General features: G+C 65.5%; 22 protein-coding genes. 7 read left to right on the top strand and 15 right to left on the bottom strand.

The window, feature by feature from the left end:
• Positions 1–73 precede the first annotated feature (73 nt).
• From M3A49_RS05365 to M3A49_RS05405, 9 genes are all read right to left on the bottom strand, one after another.
• The gene (locus M3A49_RS05365; protein ID WP_266227741.1) at positions 74–559 is read right to left on the bottom strand and encodes an acyl-CoA thioesterase; all 486 of its coding nucleotides are present in this window, start codon (positions 557–559) and stop codon (positions 74–76) included.
• A 118-nt stretch (positions 560–677) separates the two neighbouring features.
• Positions 678–1,343: a phosphorylase gene (locus tag M3A49_RS05370; RefSeq protein WP_266227841.1), complete on the bottom strand. Its 666-nt coding sequence runs from the start codon at positions 1,341–1,343 to the stop codon at positions 678–680.
• A 53-nt stretch (positions 1,344–1,396) separates the two neighbouring features.
• On the bottom strand, positions 1,397–3,376 hold the full coding sequence (gene shc / locus M3A49_RS05375) for a squalene--hopene cyclase (protein ID WP_266227842.1): 1,980 nt from the start codon (positions 3,374–3,376) through the stop codon (positions 1,397–1,399).
• 47 nt (positions 3,377–3,423) lie between these two features.
• Positions 3,424–4,692 carry a hydroxysqualene dehydroxylase HpnE gene (gene hpnE / locus M3A49_RS05380; RefSeq protein WP_266227742.1) on the bottom strand — a complete coding sequence of 423 codons (1,269 nt, stop codon included), beginning with the start codon at positions 4,690–4,692 and terminating at the stop codon, positions 3,424–3,426.
• The gene (gene hpnD / locus M3A49_RS05385) at positions 4,692–5,543 is read right to left on the bottom strand and encodes a presqualene diphosphate synthase HpnD (RefSeq protein ID WP_266227743.1); all 852 of its coding nucleotides are present in this window, start codon (positions 5,541–5,543) and stop codon (positions 4,692–4,694) included. The genes hpnE and hpnD overlap by 1 nt, the downstream gene beginning before the upstream one ends.
• A gap of 268 nt (positions 5,544–5,811) precedes the next feature.
• Entirely contained in the window at positions 5,812–6,756 is a 945-nt protein-coding gene (locus tag M3A49_RS05390) for a diguanylate cyclase (protein ID WP_254353561.1), read from the bottom strand.
• Positions 6,753–7,376 (bottom strand): chemotaxis protein CheC, encoded by a 624-nt coding sequence (locus M3A49_RS05395; protein ID WP_110383369.1) that lies wholly within the window; start codon positions 7,374–7,376, stop codon positions 6,753–6,755. Before M3A49_RS05395 ends, M3A49_RS05390 begins: the two co-directional genes overlap by 4 nt.
• A complete protein-coding gene (locus tag M3A49_RS05400; RefSeq protein WP_028202798.1) occupies positions 7,369–7,737 on the bottom strand; it encodes a response regulator in 369 nt (122 codons plus the stop codon). The genes M3A49_RS05395 and M3A49_RS05400 overlap by 8 nt, the downstream gene beginning before the upstream one ends.
• 372 nt (positions 7,738–8,109) lie before the next feature.
• Positions 8,110–8,316, bottom strand: a complete 207-nt coding sequence (locus M3A49_RS05405) for a hypothetical protein (RefSeq protein ID WP_266227744.1) — start codon at positions 8,314–8,316, stop codon at positions 8,110–8,112.
• Positions 8,317–8,355: 39 nt separating this feature from the next.
• Here M3A49_RS05405 and M3A49_RS05410 point away from each other — a divergent pair, with 39 nt between their 5' ends.
• Positions 8,356–10,635 carry a hybrid sensor histidine kinase/response regulator gene (locus tag M3A49_RS05410; RefSeq protein WP_266227745.1) on the top strand — a complete coding sequence of 760 codons (2,280 nt, stop codon included), beginning with the start codon at positions 8,356–8,358 and terminating at the stop codon, positions 10,633–10,635.
• A 166-nt stretch (positions 10,636–10,801) separates the two neighbouring features.
• Positions 10,802–11,533 (top strand): hypothetical protein, encoded by a 732-nt coding sequence (locus M3A49_RS05415; RefSeq protein ID WP_266227746.1) that lies wholly within the window; start codon positions 10,802–10,804, stop codon positions 11,531–11,533.
• Positions 11,534–11,572: 39 nt separating this feature from the next.
• On the opposite strand, the gene M3A49_RS05420 is transcribed toward M3A49_RS05415, so the two are convergent.
• Positions 11,573–12,127 (bottom strand): NADPH-dependent FMN reductase, encoded by a 555-nt coding sequence (locus M3A49_RS05420; protein WP_266227747.1) that lies wholly within the window; start codon positions 12,125–12,127, stop codon positions 11,573–11,575.
• A gap of 362 nt (positions 12,128–12,489) precedes the next feature.
• The gene (gene arsC / locus M3A49_RS05425; RefSeq protein ID WP_266227748.1) at positions 12,490–12,843 is read right to left on the bottom strand and encodes an arsenate reductase (glutaredoxin); all 354 of its coding nucleotides are present in this window, start codon (positions 12,841–12,843) and stop codon (positions 12,490–12,492) included.
• Positions 12,844–13,332: 489 nt separating this feature from the next.
• Between arsC and parA the strand changes: the two genes are divergently transcribed.
• Together parA and M3A49_RS05435 are read left to right on the top strand one after the other, a co-directional pair.
• The gene (parA, locus tag M3A49_RS05430) at positions 13,333–13,995 is read left to right on the top strand and encodes a ParA family partition ATPase (protein ID WP_042271984.1); all 663 of its coding nucleotides are present in this window, start codon (positions 13,333–13,335) and stop codon (positions 13,993–13,995) included.
• A gap of 24 nt (positions 13,996–14,019) precedes the next feature.
• Positions 14,020–15,099: a ParB/RepB/Spo0J family partition protein gene (locus M3A49_RS05435; protein ID WP_254353554.1), complete on the top strand. Its 1,080-nt coding sequence runs from the start codon at positions 14,020–14,022 to the stop codon at positions 15,097–15,099.
• Positions 15,100–15,237: 138 nt separating this feature from the next.
• Here the strand turns inward: M3A49_RS05435 and M3A49_RS05440 are convergent, their stop codons facing one another.
• Positions 15,238–16,596: a replication initiation protein gene (locus M3A49_RS05440; protein WP_254353553.1), complete on the bottom strand. Its 1,359-nt coding sequence runs from the start codon at positions 16,594–16,596 to the stop codon at positions 15,238–15,240.
• Positions 16,597–18,472: 1,876 nt separating this feature from the next.
• On the opposite strand from M3A49_RS05440, the gene M3A49_RS05445 reads away from it, so the two are divergent.
• The gene (locus M3A49_RS05445; RefSeq protein WP_266227749.1) at positions 18,473–19,675 is read left to right on the top strand and encodes a DNA-binding protein; all 1,203 of its coding nucleotides are present in this window, start codon (positions 18,473–18,475) and stop codon (positions 19,673–19,675) included.
• Positions 19,676–19,740: 65 nt separating this feature from the next.
• Here the strand turns inward: M3A49_RS05445 and M3A49_RS05450 are convergent, their stop codons facing one another.
• The 3 genes from M3A49_RS05450 to M3A49_RS05460 form a co-directional block, all read right to left on the bottom strand.
• The gene (locus tag M3A49_RS05450; protein ID WP_266227750.1) at positions 19,741–20,733 is read right to left on the bottom strand and encodes a tyrosine-type recombinase/integrase; all 993 of its coding nucleotides are present in this window, start codon (positions 20,731–20,733) and stop codon (positions 19,741–19,743) included.
• A 96-nt stretch (positions 20,734–20,829) separates the two neighbouring features.
• Positions 20,830–21,237, bottom strand: coding sequence for a DUF2471 family protein (locus tag M3A49_RS05455; RefSeq protein ID WP_266227751.1), 408 nt, complete (start codon positions 21,235–21,237; stop codon positions 20,830–20,832).
• Positions 21,238–21,335: 98 nt separating this feature from the next.
• Entirely contained in the window at positions 21,336–21,998 is a 663-nt protein-coding gene (locus M3A49_RS05460; protein WP_266227754.1) for a helix-turn-helix domain-containing protein, read from the bottom strand.
• A gap of 152 nt (positions 21,999–22,150) precedes the next feature.
• Here M3A49_RS05460 and M3A49_RS05465 point away from each other — a divergent pair, with 152 nt between their 5' ends.
• The gene (locus M3A49_RS05465; RefSeq protein ID WP_266227755.1) at positions 22,151–23,350 is read left to right on the top strand and encodes a glycine C-acetyltransferase; all 1,200 of its coding nucleotides are present in this window, start codon (positions 22,151–22,153) and stop codon (positions 23,348–23,350) included.
• Between the two features lie 17 nt (positions 23,351–23,367).
• A complete protein-coding gene (gene tdh, locus M3A49_RS05470; protein ID WP_266227756.1) occupies positions 23,368–24,399 on the top strand; it encodes an L-threonine 3-dehydrogenase in 1,032 nt (343 codons plus the stop codon).
• Positions 24,400–24,418: the final 19 nt, after the last annotated feature.

The raw sequence follows: 24,418 nt of genomic DNA on the forward strand, positions 1-24,418 counted from the left end.
GGCGGCGTCTGAACGCAAAAAACCCGGCAACCTGGAAAGGTTGCCGGGTTTTTTATCCTGCCGAGCGCACCGCTCAATGCACTGAAGCGTCCTCGCTCTCGGCCTGGCGCTCCGCTTCGTTCGCCGCCGCGAGCGCCGTGGCGTCCGCCGTCGTCTGCACGGTCTGGCGATAGCGCTCGTAGGCTTCGTCGGCGTAGCGGATGCGTTCGCGGCCGTGCGGGGCCGGCATGCCGTCCGCGCCCAGGTTCACGAACACCATCTTTTCGATCGTCAGGATGCTCTTGCGCGTGATCTTGTTGCGCACTTCGGCGCGCAGCGTGACCGACGTCCGGCCGAAGTCGGTGGCCGTTATGCCGAGCTCGATGATGTCGCCCTGACGCGCCGAGCTCACGAAGTTGATCTCCGACATGAACTTGGTCACCACACGCTGGTTGTCGAGCTGGCAGATCGCGTAGATCGCCGCTTCTTCGTCGATCCAGCGCAGCAGGCTGCCGCCGAACAGCGTGCCGTTCGGATTCAGGTCTTCAGGCTTGACCCACTTGCGAGTATGAAAATTCATGGCTGGTAACTCCCCGAAATGTGATTCGTCCCCAGCTCGCCGATACGAACCTAGGGTTAACACTGAGATGTTACCAGAGATAGGGGTTTACCCTAGGCATTTCAATAACCCGCCTGGGTCATTTCGGGAAAAAGGCGCCGGTGGCCGTCAGCACCTGCCGCGCGGCGCTCAGCGACTGGCGCGCCGCTTTCGCATCCGCCGCCACGCGCAGCAGGCCGCCCAGTTGCGCCGGGTCGCGCGCCAGCTCGCGCAGGACAGGAAGCACCGCCGTCGTGCCGTCGTCGCGCAAGCCGGCCATGGCCGCTTTCGGCAGACTGCGCCACGCCGGATCGACGATCGCTCGGCACACCGCGAACGGCACGCCATGCGCGGCCGCCGCGGCGGCAGCCAGATGCGATTCCATGTCGACGGCGAGCGCCCCGCACGCGCTGAACAGCGCTGCCTTGTCCGCCGCGCCGGTGAGCGGCGCGGCAACGGCTGCCTCCACGCCGCGCCGGGTTTTCGCGGCGAGCGGCGAGGCCATCAGCGCGTCGGCCATGCGTGCGCTCCAGGCGGCGTCGGTCGCGACGCGCCCGAACGGCCCGTCGATCGCTTGCGCGATCACCAGGGTGCCCGGTTCGAGATCGGGCGCAAGGCCGCCCGCCGTGCCGAAGCTGACGATGCCCGCCGCGCCGTCCTTGAGCGCCGCCGCAAGCGCGCTCTGCAGCAGATCGGCGCGCGCGGCGTAGACGGCGCGCACGCCGTCCTGGCCTTTGCCCGCGGCAATGCTCGCCTCGAAGGCCATGCCCGTCACCGCGATCACGGGCAGGGCGCGCGCCTTGATACCAGCCGCCGCGCTCACAGACCGACCGTGACACGCGTCACGCCCGCGCGCTTGAGGTTGCGGTAGCGCGCAAGCGCCCACAGCGGGAAGAACTTGCGATAGCCGTGGTAGCGCAGATAGAACACACGCGGAAAGCCCGTGGCCGTGAAGCGCGTTTCGTCCCAGAGGCCGTGTTCCTGCTGCGTTGTCTGCAGATACTCGATGCCGCGTGCCACCGCCGGATGATCGACCGCGCCCGCGGCCATCAGGCCGAGCAGCGCCCAGGCCGTTTGCGAAGCGGTGCTCGTGGCGCGCTCGTAGCCGCGGTATTCGAGCTTGTAGCTCGTGCCGTCTTCGCCCCAGCCGCCGTCGTCGTTCTGGATTTGCACGAGCCATTGCACCGCGCGCGTCATGCGCGGGTCGTCGTGACCGAGGCCGGCCGCGTTGAGGGCGCACAGCGCCGTCCACGTGCCGTAGATGTAATTCATGCCCCAGCGGCCGTACCAGCTGCCATCGGCCTCCTGCTCTTCGAGCAGGTAGTTGTACGCCCGGCGCGCGTGCTCGCTCGCGGCCGGCAGTTCGCCGAGCTGCGCGAGCATCGAAAGGCAGCGGCCCGAGACGTCGGCGGTCGGCGGATCGAGCAGTGCGCCATGGTCCGAGAACGGGATATTGTTCAGGTAGTACTGCGTGTTTTCCGGCTCGAACGCGCCCCAGCCGCCGTTGCTGCTCTGCATGCCGACCACCCATTCGCGCGCGCGCTCGATCGGGGCGTCATAGGCCTTCGTGTTGTCGAGCTTGTCCATGCGATCCATCGCGGCCACGACCACGGCCGTGTCGTCGACGTCGGGGTAGTGCGGGTTCGCGTACTGGAACGCCCAGCCGCCGGGGCGCACCGCCTCACGGCGCGAGATCCAGTCGCCGCGCACGTCGAGAATCTGCAGCGGGCGCAGCCACTCGAGGCCGCGGCGCGCGGCATCCTCGGCACGGGCGTCGCCGGTCTCCAGCAGGGCGTGCGCCGCCAGCGACGTGTCCCACACGGGCGAGAGACAGGGTTGGACGTACGCTTCCTCTGTGTGAACAGTCACCAGCTTTTCGAGCGACTGGCGCGCGATCGCGCGATGCGGATGATCGGCGGGATAGCCCAGCACGTCGTACATCATCACGGCGTTGGCCATGGCGGGGAAAATCGCGCCCAGGCCGTCCTCGCCGTTCAGGCGCTCGTCCACGAACGCCACTGCGGCGTCGATCGCGCGCTGGCGCAGGTAGGCCGGAAAGAGCGGATCGGTCACGCGCAGCACGCCGTCCACGGCGCGGAAGAAACCGAACCAGCCCTTGCTCTGATGCGGGGAGCGGGCGTTCAGGCCCACGCTGACCGGCGCGCCGCGGAACAGCTCGTCGATGCGCACGCCACGCGGGTTGCGCGCCACCGGACGCTTCGCGCCCAGCACGAGCAGCGGCACGATCACCGTGCGCGCCCAGTACGACACCTTCGACAGATGGAACGGGAACCACTGCGGCAGCAACGTGATCTCGACGGGCATGATCGGGACTGCGTACCACGTCACCACGCCAAACAGCGCGAGCAGGATACGCGTGAACACGTTGACCTGCTCCGCGCCGCCCGCCGCGAGAATCGCCTCGCGCGCACGCACCATGTGCTCGGCATCGTCGGCGTCGCCGATCATCTTGAGTGCGAAGTAAGCCTTCACGCTCGCGCTCACGTCCAATGCGCCGTCGGTGAAGAGCGGCCAGCCGCCGTCCGGCAGCTGGATGCGGCGCAGGTAGCGCGCGATCTTCTGTTCGAGCTCGAGGTTCGCGGTTTCGCCCAGGTAATGCACGAGCAGCACGTATTCGGCCGGGATCGTGGCGTCCGCTTCGAGTTCGTAGACCCAATGGCCATCGGCGCGCTGGTCGGCGAGGATCGCGTCGGTCGCGCGCGCGACGGCGGAGTCGAGCGTCGCGAGCGGTGCGGCGACCGCCGCGGCCGTCTCGCCGGCAAACGTGGGAGTGGGCATCGCCACGCCCGGCGTGGCGACGCCGAGCATGTCCTGGGATAAATCGTTCATCTACGTTCCAAATTTTCGGTGAGGAGCAGCTCGGCGGCCTTGCGGCCCGAGCGGATCGCTCCTTCGATCGTCGCGGGCAGACCGGTAGCCGTCCAGTCGCCTGCAAGCATCAGATTGTTCCAGCGCGTGCGCGTCGCGGGGCGGCGCCATTCCTCGTCGGGCACCGCGGCGAAGGTCGCGCGCGCATCGGCGCACACGCGCCAGGCGGGCAGCGGCTCGAGCGGCAGCGAGGCCGCCTCGGCCACGTCGGCCCACACGCGGCGCGCGATTTCCTCGGGATCGAGGTCGAGCACGCCGTGCGCGTCGTGGATCGTCGCCGAGAGCCGCCCTTCGGCCGTGCACAGCCAGTGGGCCGTGCCGTTGACGAGCGCCATCGGCGTCACGAGGCCCGCCGGCGCCGTCACCGCGTAGTGCACCGTGACGATCGCATTGTGACGCTGCGGCGCCTGCAGCGCCGGCACGAGCGCCGCGGCGGCCGCGCCGGGCACGGCCAGCACCACCGCCTCGTCGGGCGCGAGCGTGATACGCCCGTCTGGAAAATCGAGTGCGACGACGCGGCCCGTCGCGTCGTCGTACACGATCTCCCGGAGCGGCGAGTCGAGGCGAATCGCCGCGCCGCCGTGCTGAAGCATGCGCAAGGCCGGATCGACGAACGCGCTGGAAAGGCCCCCGCGCGCCGCCAGCGGCCGGAACGACTCGCCGCCCGCCGTGAGCGACTCGCGCAGCATCGCCCCCGCCAGCTCCGCGCTGCCCACGCGCGGCTCGACATTGAGCGCCGTGAGAAAGAACGGGTGCAGCAGCCGGTCCCACAGCACGCCTTCGCAGCGCATGGTCTGCGCCATCGTGCGGCCTGGCTTGGCGAACAGGAGCGGCAGCAGCCCCAGATAGTCCGCGGCGCGCGTACCCGGCACGCGCGAGCGCGAGTCGCCGATCCAGAACGGCATGCGCGAACGCGAGAAGCGCACCGTCCAGCGCGAGCGCGCGGCGATATCCATGAACGCGAAGCCCGGCTCGGTGGGGCCGGCGAGCGCGTCGCCGGCGCCGATCGTGCGCACGTACTCGAGCGTGCGCGCATGTCCCGCCAGCACCAGATGATTGCCCGTGTCGAGCGTCGCCGAAAGCGTGCGGTCGTAGTACGAGCGGCAGCGTCCACCTGCCTGGCCGGCGGCCTCGTAGAGCGCCACCTGCACGCCGCGCCGCTGAAGCCGCACGGCCGTCGCGAGGCCCGCAAGCCCAGCGCCGATGACGTGGACTAGCCGAGGCATCAGAACAGCGCGTAACGCGCGACGATCCACATGAGCCGTGCGCGCGGCTTGCTGACTTTCGTGCGCGGCAGGTCGAAGCCGCGATCCACGGTGCGCTCGAGCAGCACGCGGTAGACGCCCGACATGATGCGCGGCGCCTTCACCTGCGCGCGCGGCGCGGCGTCCATGATCGCGTCGGCCTGCGCGAAGTGCGCGCGGGCGCGCTGCACGAGCGTCTCGCACACACGCGGCAGCGACGGGTCGGCGGCGATCGTGTGCGGATTGCCCGCCGCGATGCCTTCGCGCGCGAGCAGCTCGCGCGGCAGATAGCAGCGGTTGATGTCCGCGTCTTCGTCGATGTCGCGCAGGATGTTGGTGAGCTGCAGCGCGCGCCCCAGATGGTGCGACAGCAAGCGGCCCGGCTGCTCCTGCATCCCGAAAATTCTCACCGACAGCCGGCCTGCGGCACTCGCCACGCGGTCGCAGTAGAGGTCGAGCGTGTCCTCGTCGGGGGCGCAGATGTCCTCGGCGGCGTCCATGGCCATGCCGTCGATCATTGCGTGAAAATCTTCGCGCTGGAGCCCGAACGTATGGATGTGGCGCGTGAGCGCCGCGAGCGAGGCGCGCGGCGTGCCGGCATAGCACGCGTCGATGTCGGCGCGCCATTGGTCGAGCCCTGCCGCGCGCTCGGCGCGCGGCAGGGCGCTGTCCGCGATGTCGTCGACAGCGCGGCAGAAGGCGTAGACCTGATACATGGCGTCGCGCTGCGCGGGAGGCAGGATCCGCATCGCCAGATAAAACGAGCTGCCCGACGAAGCGGCGGCAGCGTCGGTTTGTTGTGTATCGTCCACGACGAGATTGGAAACAGCCAAGACGATCTCCGCTGGGGGGCGCCCTCACCGGGCGTTCGACTCTATTCGGGCCCGCATTGCCGCGGGTCGCCCGCGCGCGCGGACACGCGCGAGGCACCCGACCCTAAAATTGCTCGCCAGGAGGCGCGCAAGGCCGGAAACGGGCAAAAGTATATCAACCTTTAGGGGGGCCCGCCGAGGGGGGCCGCAGTGGAGACAGGGACGCACAGCCCCGGGCATGGGGCGATGAGGCGGATCGAGGCGGGGACTGCCTGCGCCCCGGCGGGGATCAGGCGAGCGCGACCGAGCGGTTGCGCCCCTGGCGCTTCGCCGTGTAGAGGGCGGCGTCCGCCTCGTTAATCATGCCTTCGTAGTCGGGCGCTCCCGTGCGCGCCGTGGCGGCGCCGACGCTGGCCGTCACGGGCACGATCACGCCCTGCACCTCGATCGGCTCGTCGCCGATCGTGCGGCGGATCTTCTCCGCGACGTAGAGCGCGTCGTCGAGCGGCGTGCACGGCAGGAGCAGCGCGAATTCCTCGCCGCCGAAGCGTCCGAACACATCCTGCTTGCGCACCACGCCCGACACGCGTTGCGCCATCGAGCGCAGTACCGTGTCGCCGGCCACGTGGCCGAACTCGTCGTTGATGCGCTTGAAGTGGTCGAGGTCGAACAGCAGCATCGACAGCTCGCCGCCGTAGCGCTGCCAGCGCAGGAATTCGTCGGCGAGGCGCGTTTCGAAAAAGCGCCGGTTCGCGATGCCGGTGAGGCCGTCGCGGTCGGCGTATTCGCGCAGCTTGGCCACGGCCTCCTCGCGCTCGCGCTGCATGACGCTCACGTGCGTGACATCCGAGAGGGTCACGCACACGGCGATCACGTCGCGCCCGCGCATGAGCGGCATGAAGGTACAGTCCTGCTGCATGTAGTCCACGCCGCCCGTGATCGGCCGGTCATGGTCGAACTGGAACAGATACGGGCGCTGCTCCCACGAGCTGAACGCGAAGCTGCCCAGCTGGAACACGCTTTCCACCTTGCGCGTGAGCCACGCGCGCGGCAGGTCGGGGAAACGTTCGAAGATGGAGCGGCCGATCACGTCCTCGGCGGTCACGCCGCTGTGATCCTGCATGAAGCGGTTCCAGCTCAGCACGTTCATGTCGCGATCGACCACGAAGATGCCGAAACCCACCCGTTCGACCACGAGGTCCGCTAGTGTTGGCAACCCGGCTGGCTCGTTCATAGGCTATGTAACAACGCGTCGATGGCCCGGCTCACGACATGGATCGACTCCTCGGCCATCAGCATGACGAGGTGGGCACGAAAGCGCTGGTCTTCCAGCGCGAAATTGACTTCGACGAGCAGCGCGACGTCCCAGGCGAGCAGGCCCGGCTGGAACACCTCGTCGAGCATGATCGCCTCGCCGAGCAGGCCCGGCTGCGAAAACACTGGCATGCGTCCGAGCTGGTCGAGCATCGACGACACGCACGCGCCCGTGAGCGCGTTGGCGACGTCGAACATCAGCTCTTCCTCGGTGAGGGCATCGTCGCCGATCGTCGCGTAAGGTCCGCCGACCAGGCTGCCAAGTTCGGCGATCTCGCCACTGCGGCAAATCACCAGCGCCTCGCCCTTGATCTCCGAGCGAAAGCCCTGGCGCACGGCCGCAACCGGGCCGTCGATACCGGTCATCTCGCGCAGCGCCGCCGCCGCCTCGGAGACGGCAACCACGCGCACGCGCGGCACCGACAGCTCGATGAAGGCATTGAGCAGCCCCGACAGTCGCGTCGCAGCCTGCCCCATGCCGAGATTGGCGATCTCCTGCAGCGCGTCGCGCTGGAGTTCCGTGAACACTCGATCAGGCATACAACCCGTACTCCTTCAGGATGGGCAGCAGCGCCTCCTGGGTTACCGGCTTTGCGACGAACGCCGCCGCGCCGAGTGCCTGCACGCGCTCGCGGGCACGAGGCTGGACGTCCGCAGAAACGACGATCACGAACGTATTGAGGTCTTCGTGCTGCAACGCTTCGAGGACCTGGAAGCCCGTCAGGTCGGGCATCGTGAGGTCGAGGAACATCACAGCCGCGCGACCGGCGCGGTAATGGGCAAGCGCTTCGTGTCCGTTCGATGCGTACGAAATCGCCACGTCCCAGTCCTCGGGCAGCGCCTTCGTGAGCACCTTGCGGGCTAACAGCGAGTCATCGGCGATCACGATGGGCAAGGACATGGATATGCTGAATGAGTGTGCGTTGGACGGAGTGCGTTTCGACGGATTAACGGCGGCACGGGCAATTACTTTAGGGGAAACTTCAAAGAAAATTGCGAACAGGCCGAATAATGCATAACGCATGAACGGGCCCGCGCATTGGCGCGCCGACGCAAGGCGCATGGCCGCGCCGCTGCCCAATGGATACCGGCAACCCGTGCGCCGGTCGTGAAGGCCCTTGTCTGCATGCCTGCAGCCACCCCGTAGCATGGCCATGCGCCGTGACGGCGGGCATGGCGTTCATGCGAATGCGTTATTTATCGTGTCCGCGATTCTCGAATCAAATTGAAACAAATGCAACTCGCCGTTAATCAATCAACGAACAAAATCGACTCATTTCGGCTGATTTTTAGAAATAAATGATCCACCCCCTAAATAAAGAACGTCGATTATCCCTTTGTGGTACGTTTGCGCTTCGCCGATTTTCGCGAATTCGGCATCCAGCGAGAGGAAAACCCCTGGCGGCGTACTCGTGGGACCATGCTTGCCGCGCGCCGGGGATGCGCCGGCCGTCGGGGCGTCATCGCGGTCGTTTATCATGTCGACTGCCCCGCCGCCTTTTCCCTGCTTTTCCGTACGATGATTGCTGACCGGCCCGAGCGGCCAGACGAACGCATAGCCCAGCCGCCCCCTGCCGACGACGCGCCGTTTCCGGCCGCGCCGGGCCACGACTTCACGGTGCGCCGACGCACGCTGCTCGCGCTGCTCGCCGCGGCGATCGTGCTGCCGTGCATCTACGTCGCCGCCATGGCGTACAACGACTTGCGCGCGCGCGAAGCCGACGCCACCGACACCACGCTGCGCACCGTGCGCGTGGCCGAAGAGCACGCGCTCAAGGTGTTCGACATGAACGAGGCGCTCGACGCGCGCGTAGTCGACCTCGTGCGCGGCCTGAACGACGACGGCATCCGCGCCAGCGAACCGCAGATCCACGAGAAACTCGATGCGATCGGCGGCGGTTATCCGCAGGTGGCCGCGGTGTCGATTTTCGGGACTGACGGCGACCTGCTCGCGAGCAGCCGCTATTCGCCGCCGCCGCCCATGTCGATCGCCGCGCGCGAGGACTTCACCGGCATCCGCGACGGCCGCGTGCTCGACCACGTCTCGCGCGTGATGCAGGGCCAGGTGAGCGGCGAGACCGTGTTCAACATGGGCGTGGCGCGCCTCGACGACGCCGGCGGATTCGCGGGTCTCGTCTCGGTCGCCCTGCGCCCCGGCTATTTCAGCTCGTTCTATCGCGACCTGCTCGGCCCCGACTCGCCGATGTCGCTCGGCCTCGTGCGCAGCGACGGCACGATCCTCGCGTTCGATCCGCCGCCGCGCGTGGACGGCCCGGCGATCACACCGCACTCGCCGCTGGGTGCCGCGCTCCTGCGCGGCGCCGAGTCCGGCGTCGTGCGCATGCATTCCGCGCTGCTCGGCAGCAACGTGATCCTCGCGTTCCGGCGCGTGGGCGCGTACCCCGTCTACGTGACCTGCGCGTATCGCACGCCGGCGATCTGGACGGCCTGGTACCGGCACCTGAGCGTGCTCATCATCTCGATGTTCACGCCGTCGATTGCCCTCTGGTACGTGATCTGGCTGTCGCTGCGGCGCCTCGCCGCCGAAGAGGAGGCGTGGGAGCGCTGGCAGGCCGAGGCCTCGATGCGCCGCTCGATCGAATCCGCCTACCGGCAGTCGCGCAAGATGGAAGCGCTCGGCAACCTCGTGGGCAGCGTCGCGCACGACTTCAACAACCTGCTGATGATCGTCTCCGCCAACGTGCAGATCGCGCGTCGGCGCGGCGCGGCGGGCTTCGAGCGCGAGCTCTCGGCGGTCGAGCGCGCGCTCAAGAGCGGCCAGTCGCTCACGCGCCAACTGCTCGGCGTGGCGCGCAAGCAGCCGCTGCGCAACGAGACCATCCACGTCGGACGCTGGCTGCCGGCGGCCCGCGAACTGCTGCGCGCGTCGCTCGGCGCGAAGGTGTCGCTCGTCGTCGAAGTCGACGACGACGTGTGGCCCGTGCTCGTCGACGTGGCCGAATTCGAGCTCGCGCTCATCAATCTCGCCGTGAACGCGCGCGACGCAATGCCCAACGGCGGCCGCTTCACGGTGCGCGCGCGCAACATCAGCTTCCGGCCCGGCGAAGGCTTCCCGCTCGACGGCGACTTCGTGCACGTCACCCTCGAAGACACCGGCACGGGTATGCCGCCGGACGTGCTCGCGCGCGCGTTCGAGCCGCTCTACACGACCAAGTCGAAGGGCACGGGCACCGGCCTCGGGCTGCCGCAGGTGTTTGCGTTCTGCGAGCGCACCGGCGGACTCGCCGCCATCGACAGTGCGATTGGCGCGGGCACGACGGTGCATCTGTATCTGCCGCGCTCGCTCGCCGAGCCGCCCGCGCCGCGTCCGAGCGAGCCGCGCGAGGAGAGCGCCCAGGTGCACCACGGGCTGAACGTGCTGCTCGTGGAGGACAACGACGAAGTCGCGGCCGGCACCGAGGCGCTCCTGCAGATGATGGGCCACCGCGTGACCTGCGCGAGCGACGCGGCGAGCGCGCTGGAACGGGTCGAAGCGCCGCGTGCCGAGGGCGAGCCCAGGCCGCGCTTCGACCTCGTACTTTCCGACATCCACATGCCGGGGACGATGAATGGCATCGATCTGGCCGAGGCCCTGCAGGGGCTCGAGCCGGACCTGCCCGTGATCCTCGTGACAGGCTACGCGGAGGAGCTCGAGCGCACGCGCAATGCCGATGTGCGCGTGCTGTCGAAGCCGTTCGACATCGCGCTGCTGGAGAAAATCCTCGAGGCGATTCGCGAGGACCGCCAGGCGCGTGCGAAGCCCGAGCACGATGCGACGCTCCCGAGCCCGCGTGCATGACAGGACGCGGGTGACACGCCTTGCGGCACGAGGCTTGCGACAGGCAGCACGACCCGCAGAATCGGGCGGTTAGACGTCGCGCACAGCATGCGCCAGCCGGTGCACGAGCCACGCACAATCGGCGCATGATGTAAGCGGGCGTCGCCATCTGGCGAAGGAGGCTGCCATGAAACAGACCGTGACCGGCGTTTTCCAAACCTACGACGAAGCACGCCACGCGCAGGACGCGCTGCTGCAACGCGGCTTCGCGGCGGGCGACATCGACCTGCCGGCGCGCACAGAGGGCGTGCTGGCCGGCATCGAGCGGCTCGTGGGAAGTTTTTTCTCGTCGACGGGCGATGTGCGTCGCACCACCGAGGCCCAGACGGGCATGACGCCGCCGCCGGGCGAAGCGGTGCGCATCGGCGTGCACGTGAGCGACGAGGCGCACGCCAACCTCGCGTACGAGACGCTGCGCGAGGAGCACGCGACGGAAGTCGCGCTACGCGGCACGCCGTGGGCGTGGCCCGCGACGGACCGTCCGGTCGCGCGCGAGCACTCGGCGCTCGACGAACTCGGGCTCTCCGAATTCGCCGATGCCATGCGCCGCCGTGCCGCGCAAACTGAAGCCGCGCGCGAACAAGGCTCCGTTGACCCGACGCTCGATCCCAACATCGAACGCACCGTCGAACCGATGCGGCCGACGAGCGAAGCCGAAGCGACCGTGCTCACATCGGCAAGCGCACCCGGCGCCGGAGCGGTGATGGGCGCGCATCACGTGGACGTTCCTGGCGCGCCCGAAGCGACGCGACCCGCAGCCGGCGCCGCGCCGCAAATTCCGGACGAATTCCTCGAGTACGAGGAAGACACGCCCGAACACCACAAGGACATGCCGGGGCAGCGCCGCACGTTGCACTGAAGCCCCCCGCGTAAATGCGGCGCGGATCGTGATCAGGCGTCAGCGGCCGAGCTGGCGCTTGACCCAGGCTACGTAGGTATCGACGAAGCCCTGCAGGAACTTGCGCGTATCCTCGCTGACGATCTCGCCTTTCTCGTTGATGCGGCTCGCGTCGTGCTTGATGAACATCTCGGGCTGACCGAGCAACGTGACCTCGAGATAGGCGAGCACGTTGCGCAGATGTTGCTGCGAGAGCGCGGTGCCGGTCGCCCCCACCGACGTGCCGAGCACCGCGCCCGGCTTGCCGCGCCACGAATTCGCGCCCCACGGCCGCGAACCCCAGTCGAGCGCATTTTTCAGCCCGCCCGGAATCGAGCGGTTGTATTCAGGCGTGACGAACAGCAGGGCGTCGACCGCTTCGATCTGCTGCTTGAAGCGGCGCGCCACCTCGGGATAGTCGGCGTCGTATTCCTGGCTGTAGAGCGGCAGCACCCCGATGTCGAGATACTCGAACGTAAAATCGGCGGGGGCCAGCGACGTCACCGCGTGTGCGAGTTGCCGGTTGAATGAATCCTTGCGCAGACTGCCGACCACAACTGCGATCTTGTAGGCCATTTCGGTTTCCTCGGAAGCGCGCGCGAAGCGCAGTGGTAGGAAACATCATCATAGACGCCTGCACAATCCGGCGATGCGCGCACGCTCGCTCGGGCCTGCCCGATATCGGCATCGGCGAGGCGTTGTGGATAACCCGGGGTAACGCGAATTTATCCACAGATTTTGGGCATAAGCTTGTGGACAACTTGCGTGGAGAGCCGATGAACACGGGCCTCGCGTCGGATTCGTCTGCAGGTTAGCAAAGATGCAATTTCCATGCGTGCATGGCGAGGATTGCGCCTCGTCCATGCACGCGGGCGCTCGTGCTCGCGATTCGCTCGCTTTTGGCGCGTGAGCAACCCGATGCCTTCATCCCGGCGATGTCAACTGAACAGCGCCGCGACGTTTTCGGTCGGGCGTCCGATCACGGCGCGGCCATCGCGTACGACGATGGGTCGCTGCAGTAGAACCGGATGCCGCACAATTGCTTCGTAGAGCTGATCATCTGTGACGCCGGGTACATCGAGGCCGAGCTCCGTGTACTCGGTTTCGCTGGTGCGAATCATGTCGAGCAACGGGCCGCCCAGCATCGCGTGCAGCGTCTTCAGTTGGTCGACGGTGAGCGGCTGCTTCAGGTATTCAAACACCTCGATTGGCTCGTTCGCCTTCGCGGTGGAGACCAGCTCGCAAGCCGCGCGGGACTTGGAGCAGCGGGGGTTGTGGTAGATCGTGATCATGACGTCGGAAGTGCGAGATGGGAGTAATGGCTGAGCCTCGGTGAGACCGGGGCATCACTGCGATTTTACCGGGGGCGCGGTGGCGCGCGTAGGGAGCTTCAACCGACGAGGCGTGACTCTCTTGGCACAGCTTGTTGCCATGGGATCGCGTGCGGGATTCGCGGTGATGTCTTCCGGTCGCGCTTGTGCGAGACGGCGTTGCGATGGAGTGAGGCCGACTTTATGCGCATAAAGCGGTGAGGTGCGCGCATGGACATCTTCCAGTGTGCCCGTTACGCCACCGATCGACACCACACATCGAAGGCGTCGCCGAGACGGGAATCCCATCCCGCACGCGACCGCTATGTGGTATCCCCAAACCCCGCCCGAGCTTTATGCGCATAAACCTTGTCCGAATGGCTAATTCAGCCACGAATTACGCCAAAAATCATTGAACTGAAAAACATTCCAGGTAAAATCCCAAGCTAATAGCAAAAAGGAGAATACCAATTGGCAGCAGAGATAATCGCAGTCACGCAACAAAAGGGCGGGGTCGGCAAGAGCACGATCGCGATGCATCTCGGCGCGGCCTTTCACGAGAAGGGGAAGCGGGTTCTCGTCGTGGATGCCGACGGTCAAAACACGCTGGTCCATTGGGCCAGTGCGTCAGCCGACGGTGACACCGGCATCCCGTTCCCGGTCGTCAATCTCTCCGAAGCCGGTGGCCAGATCCACCGGGAGATCAAGAAGTTCGTCAACGACTATGACGTGATCGTCGTGGACTGCCCGCCGTCGATCACGGAAAAGGTCTCCGGCGTGGTATTGCTGGCCGCGACCGTCGCCGTCATTCCGACTTCGTCCTCTCCGGCTGACTACTGGTCGAGTGTCGGTCTCGTGAAGCTGATCCAGCAGGCCCAGGTCATGAACGAAGATCTGCGCGCGGTATTCCTGCTGAACAAGACCGAAGAGAAGCGCATGCTCACCCGCGAGTTGAAGCGCGCCCTCGAAGAGCTTGGTTTCCCTCTGCTCAGAACGCAGATTCCCACACGTGAAGCGTACAAGCAGGCGATGGCCTTGGGCCAGACGGTTCTGCAAATGAACGACCGCGGCGCTCGCCTCGCCGCAGTGGAAGTGCGCGCATGCGCCGACGAGATCGCGGCGATGCTCCCCTGACTTTATGCGCATAAAGGACCCTGAATGAAACCCTCCCAATTCGCCAAAGGCTTTCAGGCTCGCCCTGATACGACGAGCAGCGAGAAGCGCACTGCGCTCGACCGCCTCAACGCCATCGACGGACTCGTCCAGGACAAGCCAAAAACGCGCGATGTTGCTGGGCGCTCGAGCCAGCCTGCGCTTGTGACCGGCCTTGATTCTGCCGTCGAACCGATTCTCGACGACGCCCCCGGCCTCGAACACGAGTCGGTCGAATACCGCGCCTGGCGCATCGCCCAAGGCTACCGTCCGGGGCAGATCATCGAGTTGCCACTCAAGGACATCAAGCCAAGCCCCTTCAATCCGCGTCATTTTTATCTGAAGGCCTCGATCGCCGAACTCGCTGTCAATCTCGCGAAGCAAGGACAGCAGCAGGCGATCCATGTGATTCCCGACTACGCGGCGCCGGGCAGCTACTACGTGAGCGACGGCGGCCGCCGCGTGCGGGCACTGAAAGAAGCGAACAAGGAAGTCGTCAAGGCAATCGTCGTCGATCTGCCGATCGGCATTCAGAGCTACAAACTCGGCTACGACCTGAACGTCCAGCGCGACTCGCAAACCGTTTTCGATAACGCGGTGGTGTGGAAGCGATTCATCGACGAAAAGCATTTCCAGAGTCAACGCGAACTTGCCGATCACCTCGGCCTCGACGAATCGACGGTGGCGGTTGCGCTAGCGATCGGCAAGTTGCCGGAACCGGTCATGCAGGAAATGGTGGCGCGCCCGGACCGCTTTGGCTCGAACATGGCCTATCAGGTCGGGCGCTATCACGGCGCGCGCGGCACCGACGCCACGCTGCGTCTCATCAACCGCATCGTGGCCGACGACCTCAGCACGCGTCAGGTGGCGGATATCGTGAAAGGCCGGGCGAGCGCGCAGGAAAGCCCGAAACCGGCTGGGCGGCAACGCTACGCGCAACGGCTGGAGATCAAACTGGATGGTGTCGCCGTCGGCGACCTGAAGTCATATGGCGACGACCGGCTCGAGTTGCGCCTGAAGGGACTCACCAAAGATCGGCGCGACGCAATTCTTCAGCAGATCGAGCAGATCCTGAAGACGAAATAAGGTTGGAAAATGTGTCGACGGCTGCCATACATTGGGCGGACCGTCGACGATGGAAGCAAAATCGTTTCACGCCTCACGATCGGCCAAACGGCCTCGCCACCACCGCCCCGCATTGCACGGGCCGGCCACCCCTGACGCTCAGGCAGCGCGCGTCTGGCTCAACGTGAACGCGAGCAGATCGCCGTCGGTCGGCTCGCCCCAGGTCTTGCGCGCCAGCCAGTCGAAAAACGCCGTATCGCCCAGTTTCGATTCGAGCCCGCGACGACGCCAGTCGTCGCGCAAATGCGAGCCCAGTCCCGGCAGTTCATCCGTCTCAAACGACTGACGCGCCAGTTCGCGCTCCATGTCGCCCTGCTCCTCGTAGAGCGAGCGCGCTTCCTTGCGCCGATAAGCCGCGTATTCATCGAGCAGCCGCGCCTTCGGATCGTCGGCTGTGACCGCTGCCGCCGCGCTGCGGCCAACGGCCGGTGTGGCGCCTGCCGCGGTCTCGACCGGCGGCGCATAGCCCTTCTTCAACGCGTCCTTGAACAGCGCCGCAGCGCTGCGCACCGGCGGCAGGCTCGTACTGCGCATGCGCTGTTCGGTCAGCTGCAACGCGGCGCGAATGCGGTTTTCCTCGCTGTCGGCGTAGAGCGACTGCGCTTCCTTGAGCGGAATCCCGATCTTGACCATGCGGTCGACGAGCGTGCTGTCGAACACATTCGGATGCTCGTCGAGCGCAAGCATCGGCTGTTTGCGCTCGGTCACGCGAAACTGGATTTCGGCGACCCGGCGCCCTTCGCGATGCTCGATCAACTCGACGAAGATGTTCGTCACCGCGTTGACTTCGGCAATCGCGGGCCGCAGATAATCGCGCTTGAAATACTTGTATTCGCGTTTGGCTTCGTCGCCCGCTTCCGTGTCCGGGGTACCGGAAAGGATCGGGCGCCACCATTCCCAGGTCTCGCGCATCGTCAGATGGCTAGGGTTGGTCAGATAGCGCACGCAAATCTCGTAGAGCGCCAGCCCTGCGCTGCTGCGCAACTGACTCTGGAATTGCAGGCTCAGGCGCGCGTACTGGACCGGATCCAGCAGCTTCTTCTTGATCTTCGGCGCGAACGAGAACTCCACCCAGACGCGACGGGTCTGCGGATCCTCGAGAATTTCCGCGTCCGCAATCAGCGTGGAGATACCCCATTTGCGGCCGGGCTTCTGGCTCGACGTGCCTTGGCTCCATTCGACCTGCACCGACACCATGCGGCGCAGGTGCTCCTTCACGAGCGCCGTATCGTTCGAATCGAACGCCGAGTTGGCGACGATGTCGGACAGCAGCGCACGGTAGGTATCGCCAGACTCGTCGGCCTGCTGAGCGACGGCCAGCAGGACGTTGAACAGCTTGCGGGTCAGCAGGGTGATCTTGCCGCTCTTCGGCTGGATCGCGATCGCCTCGACGGCCTTGCGCAATTCAGCCGAGCTGGGGCTTACCACATCGGTCTTTTTCACGCGCTTCGTGGCCATGCGTCGGGTCGAGGAGAGAATTTCGCGAAAGGATACCGTCTGTGGTGATAGGCGTCTATAGGGCCTCCCTCACCATTGCCGGTGATGCGCATCTCGCGCACGCCACTCACCGCGGCACCTTCCCGTATCGCCTCACCTTTGGCCAGACGCCCATCCAGCGGGGCGCTTTGCGTCATGCACGATGCGGGCGTATCCCGTATTTGTGCCTGTGTGCCAAGGGTTGCCATCGGCTCCCGTACTCGCTCACCTTAAATATTTTCACGCACCGGTGAAAAAAGTCCCTGGGCGGTCGCCAAATCCTGGCGACCCGCCGGTTGCCGGCTAAACAATCCGCAATGATGCGATCGCACTGCAGCAAAACATGGCGCGCCGCCCGGACAAAGCGATCGGAAGGTCCCAATAGTGGCGGCCAAGGCTGCCCGACCCGGCGATCGAAGCACCAAATCATCGACGGGGCGCCGATATGTGCCCCACGCATCCCGGAAATTCTCACCAGTCGTCGCGCGAGCCAGACGCATCGATCCGCTCCCGAAGGCCGTCGCTGCGGCTGCCACGCCGCAATCGCTCCTGAAAACCCTCACCTTTGGCGTCCCGGTACGGCTTTACTGCACCGTCACGACACCTCCCGGAAGTCCTCACCATTCGTGGCGCCGAAAAGAAAAAACCAATGGATTCCGTGACTTATCCACATGCGTCGCAGGCGGGGGCAGGCGAAATCGGGTCCTGCATTCCCTCACCTCAGATCGAGACGCGAGATTCGGCCAGTTGCGAGTTTGCCGAGAAAAACCCTCCCGAATAATCTCACCCATGCCGGATTCCAACCGGGAGAAATATCATCCGGGAGCCCGTAATCTCGCTGCCTGCAGCGTAGTGAACGCCAACTTTCTCCCGAATTTGCTCACCTTGGGCAGGAAATATGCCAGAAAACGCTCCCGAAAAGCCACACCTTAGCCATCCAGGCGCGGGCGGGCGCTGCGGGTTTCGCGGCACTGCGGCAATCTCCCGAAAATTCTCACCTTGTGTCGCGAAATGTCCTCGGGAACGTCCTGCGAGCAGTCGGCAGATCCGCACGGCTCGCGTGCAAGCTCCCGAAAAAGCTCACCTCTGGGCCCCGAAAGCGCCCGTTTCGCCCGATTTCGGGCGTTGGCTCCCGAAAAACTTCACCTTCGATGCGCATTTTTTCCCGATTCTTCTCACCCCACGCGCTTCAGCCCCTCGATTTAGCTGAAAAATGGCGCCAATCGTCGCTCCCGAATCCCCTCACCGTTGCATTTTCCGTAACATCGAAGCCGGGCCCGGCCGAGCGTGATCTGCCCGGCCGTGGCCTCCCGTATCGCCTCACCCTTGCCGGGAAGTCAAGAATCCCCTCGCTCCCGAACCCGCTCACGTCCTTTCCTGCAGCGACTCACCAGCGTTCCCGAAGCCCGCCACCCATCTGTCCTGCAGGCGCTCACCCAGGGTCCCGTAAAGCTTCACCTGCTCGGCCGGAAAGCCCCGCCAGGTAAGGATTTGCCGTGGCGTTAACGTTTTTAACCGGTATCAAGGGTGTTTACTTTTATATCTCTCAAGCAAGAATCCCCCGCGAGCTACCCAGGATATCCACATCCCAAACTAAACGCCACGCCACGTCCAAGTGGCGGCTCGCGTGAAACAACGGATCGCAGTAGAATTAGCAGAGAAATTCGCGCGTTTACAAGGGCTTATGAAACAAAGTTCGATTTGTTTCACGGAAGATCCACGCTGATCTCCTCCCGCGATGCGATAAAAGGCCTCTTGATGGCCATTTCGCGACTACTGGCAATCTCGATCCGTAAAAACGTAGCAAATAGAACGTAATTTGTTATTATTCGTCCACTCCCCTGCCGAGAAGACGAATATGCGAGACCAGGACCGCCAGGCAATCCGCGAAGAAATCGAGGATTTGCGCAAAAACGGAGCACGCAGGCAAGAACTGTCCTTACACGCCTGCAAACGCTTGTTCTTCGATTTCGAGATCAAGCCCTCGATGGCTGCCGTCCGTGAGCTGACCCAAACCGGGAGCGCCAGCGACATCCCCAAGGACATCGAGCTTTTCTGGCAACGCATTCGCGCGACCTCCAAAGTGCGTGTGGGCGCCGGGGCGATTCCGCCCGCGCTGGAAGAGCGCGCCGGCGAACTGCTGGGCGCGCTTTTCGAGGAGGCGCTCGCGCTCGCGGGCGAAGCCCTGCAGGCTGAACGCACGGAATTCGAAGCCGGCCGCCTCCATGCCGAGCAGGCGACCCGGGACGCCGAGGCCCGTCGTTCAGCCTCCGAGGAGATGCTGAAACGCAGCGAAGCGCGCGTGGAAGCCGCCTATGAGCGGGTGCGCGAGCTCGAAAGCCGGCTTGCCGCGGCGTCCGCGCAGGGCGTTGCGGCGCATGGCAACCGCGAAGTGCTGGTACAGCGTCTGGAGACGGAAAACGACGCCCTGCGCAAACGAGTCGAGGCGGAGCAGACCACCAACGCGGGGTTGCGCGATCGCATCGACGGCTTGCACGAGGAAATGCGCAAGAGCACAGAGCACTACGCACAACAGATCAAGGACGCGCTCGCCGAGGCCGAACGGCGCGTCAAGCCGATGCTGGTCGAACTGGATTCGTTGCGCTCGATGTCGTCGACCTGGCAGGCGGCCCAGCGCGATGCCAGCAAGAAGGAATTCGATTTCATCCAGCAGCTGGCGACGGCGAAGGCCCGCGCCGACCGGCTCGACGCCGTGCTGCGCGAACGGTCCGACGAAGTGGAAGGGCTCACCCGGCAGGTCACGGCATTGCGCGCACAGCAAGGACTCGACACCTCGGTCGCGTCATTGCTTTGTTCACTCGCCGCCGCGGGCCGGCTGGGCGCAACCGAACTGGCGAGCCTCGGCACCGTGGTCGACGGTTACGTCGCGTTGCCGGCGCGTTGTCCTAACTGCCACGAAGGGGAACCGGAATTGTCCGAAGTGGACGATGGTTTCGAATTCACGTGCCCGGAGTGCGAGCACACCTCGGGAACGGGGGCGTCGAAGCTTGCGGCGTACGCGCGCTTCATGGCGGGCAAGCATTCGCACGAACAGGCTTGACGTGAGCTTTTACGGGAGGCGCGCACGCGCCTCTTAAACGCCCAATCGCCGGCCGACGTGGCGTTTCACGCCTCGTCACCTTGCGTAGATACGTGCGGGGACGCCTCGCGTTCCGCCCACGTTTTCCATGCGCGATGGAGCCGCCCCGCGGAGATCGGTTGCAGGAAACCGAGCCACTGCCCTACCTGATCGGTATCCACGCCGCGCTCGAACAGGTCCGCCGCGAACGTGTTGCGCAAGGTCTGCGGACTCGCGCGCTCGGCGCGCGTTTCCGCCACGCCGGCTGCTTCCATCAATGCGTCGATGGCGCGCAGCACCGTGGCCTTGTGCATGGGGCGCCCCGAGGGCGAGCCCGGAAACACCAGCTGGCCTGGCAGTCCGGCCAGGCGGCGCGCTTCGAGCCAGGCGCCGAGCACGTCGACGGCAAATGGCGTCAGTCGCGTGACGCGCGTAAACGCCGGGTTGGCGGCTTCGATCGTGACCCACTCCGAGCCGATCGCCACGCAATCGAGCGTGAGCGCGATGGCGTCTCCCGTTTTCAATCCGCCGCCCAGAAAGATGGCGACGAGCGCCCGGTCGCGGCGTTCGCGCCATCGTTTCGCAGCCGATGGTTCGACGAGCGGCGAGAACAACTGGCCGATGATCGCGGCGCGCTCGGCGGGCGCAAGGAAGCCGGTCGGCTCGTTTTCGCGCGCATTGCGCCATGCGGCCTCGCCGTCCTGGGCGATGAAGCGCGCCGGATTCGTCGAGGCGAGTTCGATTTCGCGCACGTGATCGAGCACGCGCTCGATGAGCCGCAGGTAGCGAAGCCGTTGCGGCTTCTTCACGTCGAGGCTTGCGACGAATTCGGCGATCGTGCCGGTATCCACGGTCATGATCGTCTTGCGCCTGAGCGCGAGCCATTCGAGAAAGCGTCCCCATTGCACGCGATAGACCTCGGCGGAGGAACGGCGCAAGTCCTGCGAGGCGAGCCACGCGTCGAACGCGGCGACGGGGTCGCGTTGCCAGTCCTGGCGTTGCTGGTCGAAGAGGTCGCGTGAGGAAGTGGAGGACGCCATCTCTATCATTCCGTTAGTTGCGTAACAAGGCCATTATAGCGATAGCGGGATCCTGGCTGCCGCTATTGTTCCGCGCGATGCCGCGCCGGCCTGCGATCAGCCACCCCAAGCCCTTGCCCGCCGTACAGCGTCGGTGCGTCTTGCCTGCCGGCGCGATTCTTCTGCGCCTTGGGCGGCGCGTTCGTAGGCCGAGACCGCGAACGCGAAGACAGCCGGCAGCGCATTGGAGTGTCCGAAGTCGACGGTCTCGTCGGTTTCCGGCCAGGCGAGGTCGCCCGGCCGCTGAAAGAGGCCAAGCATGAGGGCGTCGTGGCGGCTGGCGAAGCCGAGATCCGCCAGGGCTTCGGCCTCGATGGCATGCAACAGGCGCCAGGTGAGCGGCACCTGCCGCGCGATATAGCGGTGCGCGATGTTGCGGACGATGTGCTCGAGGTCGCGCGCAGCGGCCTGAAAGCGCAAGGCCGCCAAAGCGGGCTCGCGCGGCGGTTCGGTGGGGAGGGACATCGACGGCTCCAGTCGGACTTTCACTGTATAAATATACAGTAGTCAGTCCGATTGCGCAGCCTCGTCCGTTCGGTCAGGGCGAGCGGTGAGGCGGACCGTCAGCCGTGGATCACCACCAGCAGCGCGCGCGCCTCGCCCTTGCCGGCGTTGCGGATCGCGTGCGGCTGATCGGCGATATAACGCGCCGTGTCCGCGGCCCTCAGGCGCTGCGTCGCGCTGGCCGCCTCGACCTCGATGCTTCCCTGCAGCACCGTGAGATGCTCGCGCGTGCCCGGTTCGTGCGCGGCCGACACCAGCGCCCCGCCTGGCTTGAGCGTCAACTCATACCATTCGAAGTGGCCGGCCAGTTCGATGGGCCCCCACACGCGCAACTGGTAACCCGCGTCGTGGCCGTGCAGCGTCGGGATGTCGTGCGGCCCGGCCACGGCGATCGCTTCGGGCGCCTTCGGGGCGGCGAACAGCGAATCGAGTTTGACGCCCAACGCGTTCGTGAGCCGCCAGGCCACGGCAATGGTCGGGTTCGCCTTGTCGCGCTCAATTTCCGATAGCATGGATTTTGAGACGCCCGCGGCGCGCGAGAGGTCGTCGAGCGTCATCTTGCGCTCGGTGCGCAGCCGCTGGATCTGCTCGCCCACGCGCGGCGGCGCGGTGGCAGGTGCGGCGGATGCAGCCGGTACGTTGGTTGCAGCGGATGCGGCCGACGCCGGTGCGTCGGCAACGGTGCCCGCCGGGGCGGTGCGCGGTTTGCGGGTGCTTGCCATTCACGGCCTCATCGATTAGAGTGCGTTCGACATATCGAACTTGGGTTCGAAATAAAGGAAATTTTCGCCAACGGTTGACGGCGACTATAGCAAACCGCAGGCAAACCGCAGCAAGACTGCGGCAGGCCGCAGCGTTGTGAGGAGCACGATTCATGCGTACCCCGTATCTCGACCACTTGCGCGCGACGCTCGACCAGATCCGCGCCGATGGCTTCTACAAGAACGAGCGCGTGATCGCCACGCCGCAGTCGGCCGACATCCGGCTCGCAGACGGCAGCGACGTGCTCAACTTCTGCGCGAACAACTACCTCGGCCTAGCCAATGACGCGCGGCTCATCGCCGCCGCGAAAGACGGCCTCGAGCGCGATGGCTTCGGCATGGCGTCGGTGCGTTTCATCTGCGGCACGCAAACCGTGCACAAGCAGCTCGAAAGCGCGCTCGCCACGTTTTTGCAAACCGAAGACTGCATTCTCTATTCCAGTTGTTTCGACGCGAACGGCGGTCTCTTCGAAACGCTGCTCGGCGAGGAAGACGCCATCATCAGCGACGAACTCAATCACGCGAGCATCATCGATGGCGTGCGCCTTTCGAAGGCGCGCCGCTACCGCTACAAGAATAACGATCTTGCGGATCTCGAAGCCAGGCTGAAAGAAGCCGACGAAGCCGGTGCACGCTACAAGCTCATCGCCACCGACGGCGTGTTCTCGATGGACGGCATCATCGCCGACCTCAAGGGCATCTGCGATCTCGCGGACCGCTACGACGCGCTCGTGATGGTCGACGACTCGCACGCGGTGGGCTTCATCGGCGAGCATGGGCGCGGGACGCCCGAGCACTGCGGCGTCCTGCAGCGCGTGGACATCATTACCGGCACACTCGGCAAGGCGCTGGGTGGCGCGTCGGGCGGCTATATCGCGGCGAAGCAGGAAGTCGTCGACTTGCTGCGCCAACGCTCGCGCCCGTATCTTTTCTCGAACACGCTGACGCCGAGCATCGCGGCCGCCACGCTTGCGGTGCTCGAACTGATTGCAAGCGACGAAGGCGCGCAACTGCGCCGCCGGGTGCGCGAGAACGGCGCGCAGTTCCGCCGCGAAATGAGCGCGCTCGGCTTCACGCTCGTGCCCGGCGAGCACCCGATCATTCCGGTGATGCTCGGCGACGCCCAGGTCGCCTCGAAAATGGCCGACGCGCTGCTGCACGAGGGCGTCTACGTCATCGGCTTTTCGTATCCGGTCGTGCCCAAGGGCCGCGCGCGCATTCGCACGCAGATGAGCGCCGCGCACACGTCCGCGCAGATCGGGCGCGCCGTAGAAGCGTTTGCGCACGTAGGCAAGCAGCTCGGCGTGATTTAACAAGGATTGCGAATCAAATGAAAGCACTCGCCAAACTCGAACGCGCGCCCGGACTCACGCTCACGCGCGTAAAGAAGCCCGAAGTCGGCCATAACGACGTGATGATCAAGATCCGCAAGACAGCGATCTGCGGCACGGACATCCATATCTGGAAATGGGACGACTGGGCCCAGAAGACCATTCCGGTGCCGATGCACGTGGGCCACGAATACGTGGGCGAGATCGTCGAGATGGGCCAGGAGGTGCGCGGCTTCCAGATTGGCGACCGCGTGTCGGGCGAAGGGCATATCACCTGCGGCTTTTGCCGCAACTGCCGCGCGGGGCGGCGCCACCTGTGCCGCAACACCACGGGCGTGGGCGTGAACCGCGAAGGTGCGTTCGCCGAATACCTCGTGATTCCGGCCTTCAACGCGTTCAAGATTCCGCCCGAGATCTCCGACGATCTCGCCGCGATTTTCGATCCGTTCGGCAATGCCACGCACACGGCGCTTTCGTTCAACCTCGTGGGCGAGGACGTGCTGATTACGGGCGCGGGGCCGATCGGCATCATGGCCGTGGCGATCGCGAAGCACGTGGGGGCGCGCAATGTCGTCATCACGGATGTCAACGACTACCGGCTCGAGCTTGCGCGCAAGATGGGCGCGACGCGCGCCGTGAACGTTGCGCGCGAGTCGCTGCGCGACGTGATGAACGAACTGCACATGACCGAAGGCTTCGACGTGGGCCTCGAAATGTCGGGTGTGCCGAGCGCGTTTACGGCGCTGCTCGAGTCGATGAACCACGGCGGCAAGGTGGCGCTGCTCGGCATTCCGCCCGCGCAAACCGCCATCGACTGGAACCAGGTCATCTTCAAGGGGCTGGAAATCAAGGGCATTTACGGCCGCGAGATGTTCGAGACCTGGTACAAGATGGTCGCGATGCTGCAGAGCGGGCTCGATCTCTCGCCCATCATCACGCACCGTTTCGACGTGGATGACTACGAGAAAGGCTTCGCGGCCATGCTTTCGGGCGAGAGCGGCAAGGTGATTCTCGACTGGACCACGCCCTGAACGCGCATTGATTTAGTGA

This window comes from Paraburkholderia sp. CNPSo 3076, from assembly GCF_026343935.1.
Classification (GTDB): domain Bacteria; phylum Pseudomonadota; class Gammaproteobacteria; order Burkholderiales; family Burkholderiaceae; genus Paraburkholderia; species Paraburkholderia nodosa.